1 protein-coding gene is annotated in these 1,434 nt (G+C 68.1%); it reads right to left on the bottom strand.

The genetic code is table 11. The annotated features are described in order from the left end of the window. A partial coding sequence (locus WH07_RS35660; protein WP_046509400.1) for a transglycosylase domain-containing protein occupies positions 1–1,434 on the bottom strand: 1,434 nt, incomplete at both ends.

Below are 1,434 nucleotides of genomic sequence, written 5' to 3'. Positions count from 1 at the left end.
GGTCGGGGGTGTTCTGGGGGATGCCGAGGGCGATGGCGGTGTTCTTGACGGTGGCCGGGCCGACGTCCTCGGCCATCTGCGCGTAGACGGCGTTGACGGACTTGTCGGTGGCCTCGCGGACGGAGATGGGGCCGTAGCTGATGTCGTCCTCGTTGGCCGGGGCGTAGCCGATGGGTCCTTCCGGGCCCTGGACCTCGCGTTCGTTGTCGCCGTCGTACACGGTGCCGGGGGTGATGGTCTCGCCGTACCGGGTCCGGGACTGGTGCTCGATGGCGGCGGCGAGGACGAAGGGCTTGAAGGTGGAGCCGACCTGGTAGTCGCGGCGGGTGGCGTTGTTGACGTACTGCCGGGTGTAGTCGACGCCGCCGTACATGGCGACGACCCTGCCGCTCGCCGGGTCGATGGAGACGCCACCGACGCGTACGTTGCGGTCGGCGTCGCGTTCGTCGGTGTCGAGCTCGCTCAGCACATGGTCGTCGACGGCCTTGTCGAGCGCGTCCTGCTTGGAGCGCTCCAGTGTGGTGGTGATGCGGTGGCCGCCGGCGGCCAGGGTGTTCTCGTCGATGATCTTGTTGCTGGTGAGGTAGTCCTCGACGGCCTGGACGACATAGCCGCGCTGTCCGGAGAGTCCGCCGGAGGCGTGCCGGATCTTGCCGGGTACGGGGAACTTGAGCGCGGCCCGGTCGGCCCGGCCGAGCCAGCCTTCCTTGACCATGCCGTCGAGGACGTAGTTCCAGCGGGCCTCGGCGGCCGGCCGGTTCTCGGGGTGGACGGCGACGTCGTACTCGCTGGGCTGGTTGAGGAGCGCGGAGAGAAACGCGCCCTCCGCGACGCTGATCCGTTCGATGTCCTTGCCGTAGTAGGCCTGGGCGGCGGCCTGGATGCCGTACGCGTTGCGGCCGAAGTAACTGGTGTTCAGATAGCCCTGGAGGATGCTTTCCTTGCTCTGCTCGTTGTTGAGCTTGATCGCGATGAAGAGTTCCTTGCTCTTGCGTGCGAGGGTCCGTTCCTGGCCCAGGTAGTAGTTCTTGACGTACTGCTGGGTGATGGTGGAGCCGCCCTGGGTGCCCTTGCCGGTGAGGGTGTTCCAGAAGGCGCGGGTCATGCCCTGCAGATCGACCGCGTGTTCGTGGTAGAAGTCGCGGTCCTCGGCGGCGAGTACGGCCTGCTGGACGCTCTTCGGTACCTGGGAGAGCCGGACGTTCTCGCGGTTGACCTCGCCGTCGCGGGCGAGCGGGGTGCCGTCCGCGTAGAGGTAGAGGTTGGACTGGGCGGTGGCCTGGGCGTTGGCGGGCGGGATGCCGACGATCTGGTAGCCGATGAACAGGGCCGCCACCAGGAGGAGCGTGCTGATCAGGGTCGCGCCGAGGACGGTCCGCCGGTTGAGGAGGCGGCGCAGGCCGGTGCGGTTCGGGCTGTTGGGGTCGTCGGGGT

The organism is Streptomyces odonnellii, from assembly GCF_000981895.1.
GTDB classification, from domain to species: Bacteria; Actinomycetota; Actinomycetes; order Streptomycetales; family Streptomycetaceae; genus Streptomyces; species Streptomyces odonnellii.
Note: the sequence above shows the minus strand (reverse complement) of the source record. Positions and strands in the feature narration are given on the sequence as shown.